This is a genomic window from Pseudomonas sp. MD195_PC81_125, assembly GCF_014060985.1.
GTDB lineage: Bacteria > Pseudomonadota > Gammaproteobacteria > Pseudomonadales > Pseudomonadaceae > Aquipseudomonas > Aquipseudomonas parakoreensis.
On record NZ_JABULD010000116.1, the window covers coordinates 1 to 6,291 of the forward strand.

5 protein-coding genes and 1 pseudogene are annotated in these 6,291 nt (G+C 58.7%); 3 read left to right on the plus strand and 3 right to left on the minus strand.

From position 1 onward, the window contains the following. Window positions 1-33: 33 nt before the first annotated feature. Both HT737_RS04985 and HT737_RS04990 read right to left on the minus strand, forming a co-directional pair. Window positions 34-667 (minus strand): annotated as a pseudogene (locus HT737_RS04985) (glutamine cyclotransferase). 31 nt (window positions 668-698) lie between these two features. After that, entirely contained in the window at window positions 699-1,910 is a 1,212-nt protein-coding gene (locus tag HT737_RS04990; RefSeq protein WP_182401696.1) for a helix-turn-helix domain-containing protein, read from the minus strand. Window positions 1,911-2,428: 518 nt separating this feature from the next. On the opposite strand from HT737_RS04990, the gene HT737_RS04995 reads away from it, so the two are divergent. Next, a complete protein-coding gene (locus HT737_RS04995; RefSeq protein ID WP_182401698.1) occupies window positions 2,429-2,860 on the plus strand; it encodes a nuclear transport factor 2 family protein in 432 nt (143 codons plus the stop codon). 104 nt (window positions 2,861-2,964) lie between these two features. On the opposite strand, the gene mqo is transcribed toward HT737_RS04995, so the two are convergent. Beyond that, complete coding sequence (gene mqo / locus HT737_RS05000; RefSeq protein ID WP_041073501.1) at window positions 2,965-4,608, minus strand: malate dehydrogenase (quinone); 1,644 nt, start codon at window positions 4,606-4,608, stop codon at window positions 2,965-2,967. 533 nt (window positions 4,609-5,141) lie between these two features. On the opposite strand from mqo, the gene HT737_RS05005 reads away from it, so the two are divergent. Both HT737_RS05005 and HT737_RS05010 read left to right on the plus strand, forming a co-directional pair. Continuing rightward, complete coding sequence (locus tag HT737_RS05005) at window positions 5,142-5,573, plus strand: nuclear transport factor 2 family protein (protein ID WP_182401700.1); 432 nt, start codon at window positions 5,142-5,144, stop codon at window positions 5,571-5,573. A 164-nt stretch (window positions 5,574-5,737) separates the two neighbouring features. Further along, on the plus strand, window positions 5,738-6,291 hold a 554-nt coding region (locus HT737_RS05010), incomplete at its 3' end, for a hypothetical protein (protein WP_220459310.1).

Consider the following 6,291-nt stretch of genomic DNA (forward strand, 5'->3'; position numbering starts at 1 on the left):
CTGCTCGCGAAGGGCCAGAACAGGCACCCTCCATCACTTGGGCCGCCGCACCGCCCGCAGCCGCCCACTCCCCCCGCCACCGCAGTAAAAGCGCTCGCCGTCATCCGCTTCCAGCCCGGAAACGCCTGTCCCCGCAGGCATCTTCAAACGCTCCAGGACCTCGCCATCTTGCGGATCAACCCGGCGCAGTTCACTTTCATCGCCCTCCCAGGTGCCATGCCATAACGCGCCGTCGACCCAGGTGACCCCCGGTGACAAAGCGGTCTGACGCCAGCGTGCGCAAGACCGCGCCAGTCTCCGGATCGACCTGATAGATCTTGCGCTCGCGATACTGGCCGATCCACAGCGAGCCTTCGGCCCAGGCCATCCCCGAATCGTTGCCGCCGCCCGGCGCCGGGACGGTGTTCAGCACACGGCCGGTGGCCGGATCGATTTTCTGGATACGGCTGTCGGCGATCTGGAACAGGTACTGGCCGTCGAACGCGGTGCCAGCGTCGGCACCGACCTTGAGCGTGCGCACGGTTTCGCCGCTGGCCGGGTCCAGCGCATTGAGCTGGCCGTCACTGGCGAACCACACGTGCTGGCCGTCGAAGGTCACACCGTGGACACGTTCGACGCCGTCGAACGGGCCGTACTCACGAAGGATTTCTGCGTTTGCCTGTTTCATGCTGCCTTCCTCGTTGGTAGGAGTGTCCAGCCTAGCCATTGCCCAACGACACCGGGAGTAACAAGATCGTCGCGAAACCCGGCAACGGCGGCGTGGTCCAGCGCCGCGCACGACCCACACCGAACCCTTGCACTTTATCCGCCTGCGCCAGTGCTTCCAGTGAACGCTGCACTTGCCGTTGACTGCAGCCCAACGCCAACGCCAGCGCCGAACTCGACCAGGCTTCGCCATCGGCGAGCAAGGCCAGCAGCGCGGCGTATTTATCCTCGACCGGCAAGGTGAGCAACGCCACATCCTCGGCGACCAGGGCAAAACCGCGCGCCGTCGCGATGATCCGCGCCAGGGGCTGCAACGCCGAACGCAAACGGCCGATCTCCACCCGCAGGCGTGCGCGATGGGATTCGTCGCTTAGTTTCAAGCGAAACGCCTGAGCGATCAGCGCCTCTCTCGACACATCTTCCGGCCACGCCTGAGCCAGCATCCGCAGCAGACCGAACAGCACCGGCCGCGTCGCCAGGGCCACTGTCATCCCCGCGCCGCGCACGCTGTAGCGACACGCATCGACCACCAGCGCCGGCGAGGCGAACAACGCTTCAACCTGCGCGAGCGTCACGGTCTGAGACCGGCCTGACACAATCAGTTGCGCCGCAGGTGCATCGAGCATGTGCAAGGCCTGTTCGGTCTCTGCGGTCAGCGCGGGAATAGCCGCTTGCTGCGCCGCCCGTTGTGCAAGCTCGAGCGCCGCCCGCGCGTTGTGCGCCTGCACTTGACGCAGCGCAATACCGGCCGTCATCAATCCATGAGCGGCCCGCAACGGCGGGGGCAACGCGGTGGGATCAAGTGCGGCGAGCAACGCCTGCGCCTCATCGAGCTGGCCGATCAGCAACAGCCGGCGGATTTGCAAATAGCGGGCATGCGCAGCGTTCAGTTGATCGCCGTGATCGAGCAAGAGCTGCCGCGCCGCCTCCAGCGCTTTCACCGGCCAGCCCAGATCCCGCGTCGCCAGCGCCACTTCGGCCTCGGCCACGACGCAGCGCGCTCGGGACAACGGCTCGTTGGCGCCGAACGCCTTGACCGCCCGCTGCAGCAGCGCCTTGGCTCGGGACACATCACCGAGCTGAGCCATGGCGATGCCCCGTAGCGCCAACGCAGGCGGGTCTTCACGCAAGGCGACGAGCTTCAACGCGGCCAGCGGATCACCCACCGCGAGCGCACGACCGGCAGCGTTGATCAACGAGTCCATGACAGATCAGGCACAGTAAACATTTCCGGGACTGGATATCCCGGTTTAGTCCAGTTAGCGGACGGACACCAGTACAGTGTGATGCGAAAAAATGACAACGCAGTAGAAACAGTCGCGCCCTTCGAAAAGAAAGGGCGCTGGAGTCTGGTGGAGTGCTGCCGGGGTCAGACCGGAGAAATTGTCGCAAGCATTCCGATCAGAATGGTCAAGGTCAGAAACCCACCGAGGAAAATCGCCATCTTGTTCATGCTGCTCTCCTTAATGTTGAGCTTGCGGTGCACCGGGCGCTTCGGGATGAAGGGCAGCCGCGGGTGACCGGATTGCCGGGCTATTCTGAGCGCCTGACTGAGCCGGTTACAGAGGCAGATCCAACAGAAAAATACGGATCAGATACCAAACTGATCTGTTCCGGACATGGCGTGATATTCAGACCGGCACACAAAGATTCGAGGGCACGCCGCTTTGAACTAGAGTGATTGCCGTCGAGCGAAAAACAACAACAATTCCAGGAGTGGTCAATGTCCGAACTGAACCTGCACCCCAACGCCGCCGAATCCTTGAAGCGCTGGCACGAGATGATCCGCACCGGCAACCTCACGGCCTTGCCCGAGCTGCTTGATCCGAATGCGCTGTTCCGCTCGCCCATGGCCCACTCGCCCTACCCCGGCGCACCTGTGGTGACGATGATCCTCAACACCGTGTTCAACGTGTTTGAAGATTTCAAATACCACCGTGAACTGGCGACTGCCGATGGTTTGAATGTGGTGCTGGAGTTCAGTGCCAAGGTGGGGACGAAAGAGTTGAAGGGGATCGACATGATTCGCTTCGATGAGCGCGGGAAAATTATCGAGTTCGAGGTGATGGTGCGGCCGTTGAGTGGGTTGCAGGCCCTCGGCGAGGAAATGGGACGGCGGTTGGGCGCCTACCTGGCAAACGTAAAACCTGTGTAGGCGCTGCCGCAGCCTGCGGCAACTCCTACAGCGGGTTTTTTGGCACAAAAAAAAGCCCACTGACCGTTACCGGTGCAGTGGGCTTTTGTGCATCTGGCGTGTGGTTACAGCGCCATGTCACGTGCAGCATTTTCCTTCGGTGCTTCAGCTTTCTCAGCTGCTGGTGCAGCCGGAGCAGCCTGACCGATCACCGGAGGCGTTGGCAGTTCGAGGATCTTGGCGGTGTACGCCCACTCTTGTGCCACTTTGGCCGGATCGTTGTTCAGCTGGGTGCCGTAGCTTGGAACGATCTGGTGCAGCTTGGCTTGCCACTCAGGGGTAGCGACTTTGTCTTTGAAGACTTTCTGCAGCACGCTCAGCATGATCGGTGCAGCAGTCGACGCGCCTGGCGATGCGCCCAGCAGACCGGCGATGGAGCCGTCTTGTGCAGCAACGATTTCGGTGCCCAGTTTCAGCACGCCGCCAGCGGCTTCATCACGCTTGATGATCTGCACGCGTTGGCCGGCTTGCCACAGGCGCCAGTCTTCGGCTTTAGCGTTCGGGAAGTATTCCTTCAGCGCGTTCAGACGGTCTTCATCCGACAGCATCAGTTGCCCGGCCAGGTACTCGACCAGCGGGTATTCCTTGATGCCGACCTTGGTCATTGGCCAGATGTTGTGGGTGGTGGTGCTGGTCAGCAGGTCCAGGTACGAGCCTTCTTTGAGGAACTTGGTGCTGAAGGTCGCGAATGGGCCAAACAGGATGACGCGCTTGCCGTCCAGAACACGGGTGTCCAGGTGCGGAACCGACATCGGCGGTGCGCCAACCGAAGCTTTACCGTAGGCCTTGGCCAGGTGCTGCTCGGCGATGGCCGGGTTATCGGTCACCAGGAACGAGCCGCCTACCGGGAAGCCAGCATATTCCTTGGCTTCAGGAATGCCCGACTTCTGCAGCAGGTGCAGAGCGCCGCCACCAGCGCCGATGAACACGAACTTGGCATCGGTTTCGGTTTTGGTGCCGTCTTTCAGGTTTTTGTAGCTGACGCGCCAGGTGCCATCGGCGTTCTTGGTGATGTCTTCGACTTCACTGGACAGCTTCAGGTCGAAGTTAGGCTTGGTCTGCAGGTAACCGGCGAACTGGCGGGTGATTTCGCCGAAGTTCATGTCGGTACCCAGCGGGCTCCAGGTGGCCGCGATTTTCTGGTTCGGGTCACGCCCTTCCATCATCAGCGGGACCCACTTCTTGATCACAGCCGGGTCTTCGGAGTACTGCATGCCGGCGAACAGCGGGCTCGCCTGCAGGGCTTCGTAGCGCTTTTTCAGGAACTTGATGTTGTCGTCACCCCACACGAAGCTCATGTGCGGCGTGGTGTTGATGAACGAGCGAGGGTTCTTCAGAACGCCTTGCTGAACCTGCCAGGCCCAGAACTGACGGGAGACCTGGAACGCTTCGTTGATCTCGACGGCTTTCGGGATCGTCACGTTGCCTTTGTCGTCTTCCGGGGTGTAGTTCAGCTCGGCGAGCGCCGAATGACCAGTACCGGCGTTGTTCCAGCCGTTGGAGCTTTCCAGGGCGACGCCATCGAGGCGCTCGACCATTTCCATCGACCAGCTTGGCTCCAGCTCATTGATCCACACACCCAGGGTGGTGCTCATGATGCCGCCGCCGATCAACAGAACGTCGACTTTCTTTGCTTCTGCAGCATTGGCGGACGACATCCCCATCGCCAAAGCCAGCCCGAGCAAGGCTGTGTTCACTTTCTTAAACATCTGTTGCACCTATGATAAAACGCCTTCCGCCCGCCGCTGTTGTGGGTATGAGGGCCTTTTGTCGCGACACTCAGGCCAGGGTCGCGGGCACCTTCACACTGCAATGTTGACGGGTGGGCACACAAGGCCGACGTACCGCATCGACCTCAGTTAATGTCCCTTCTGAACTGACTTTTTATCATTATTGGCTTCAGCTACTTGAGCGACAGGGAGTCCGTCAGCCTGCCAAAAAGGCAGGCCAACCGAATTAGGTCAAACCAAGTTGGCGCGAAGAATATCACGTCAGGGCAAACCCGCGCGTCTGTTCCCGACTTGAGAGTCTTTTTCCGCTCTGGGCGTTATCGGCCGGTTTGGGCTGAACATGATCCCATGGAGCTGTGACTGAGGCCTGCAATCCTTTCCATGACCGCGCAACCAGCGGCTGACCGTCTATGACCATTGTTCGGTCAATCTGAAACCTGCTAAGTTGTACGATGACTGACGAACGTTATTAACGCGATCAGTTAAACCCATAACAACAAGGAAACAGTCCCATGACCAAAACCCGACTCCTGATCGGATTTCTCTGTGCACTCAACAGTTATGCCATGGCTGCCCCTGCTCCGGCAGAACAAGACGTAGCCCAGGCAGTCGATCATCTTACCCAGGCGATGCTGCACAAAAATATCCCTGAGTTGACCGCCCTGACGGCAGACAACCTGACCTACGGCCACTCCAGCGGCAAGATCCAGGACAAGAAAGCGTTCATCGCCGACATCGAAACCGGCAAAAGTGCATTCAAGACACTCGAAATGCAGAACCAGACCATCACCCTTTCCGGTGACACGGCACTGGTGCGTCATCACTTTTCGGCGCTGGCCATCAAAGGCACCGAGATCGTGCCGACCGAAATCGAGAACTTCCAGATCTGGCAGAAGCAGGCTGGGAGGTGGTTGCTGGTGGGGCGTCAGGCGTACAAGTTCTGATTGATTCGAACAGCTCTGCCATTAGAAGAAGGCAGAGCTATTCACTGGCCATGAATCAGACGTCATTTGCTCCACATCCAGTTTCATTTGCGTCTCCCCTTTCCCCCTCTCCCTGATATGCTTCACCGCATTACCGTATGAGCTCAATCTTCTTGGAGTAATCAATGCCTCGCTTACGCGTCAAGCACTTTGGCCCTATCCGTGATGGTGTAAAAAACGATGGTTGGATAGAGTTCAAGCGCGTGACCGTGTTCGTGGGTAATCAGGGCTCAGGGAAAAGCACGTTAGCCAAGCTCTTTTCGACTTTCTCGTGGATTGAAAAAGCGCTGGTTCGAGGGGATTACGATAAAAAATGGTTTGAGGAAAAGGATCGACTCACCAAACCGTTTCTAACCTATCATCGGCTCGAAAACTACGTTTCGTCTGGTCAGAAAAACGAAACAGAAATCGACTATGAAGGCGATGCCTTCACGATCAAATATGTTCATGGCCGTATGCATATCAGTCCATCCAAGGCAGAGGAATATCACCTGCCTCAGATCATGTACGTGCCTGCCGAGCGTAATTTCATTTCCTACGTCAGGCATACGGAGGAACTGCGACTTTCTTCTGAGTCGCTCAAAGAGTTTCTTACCGAATTCAACTACGCCAAAGAAAACATGAAGGGATCTCTTGCACTCCCTATCAATAATGCTGATCTCGAATACGACCCGCTTAC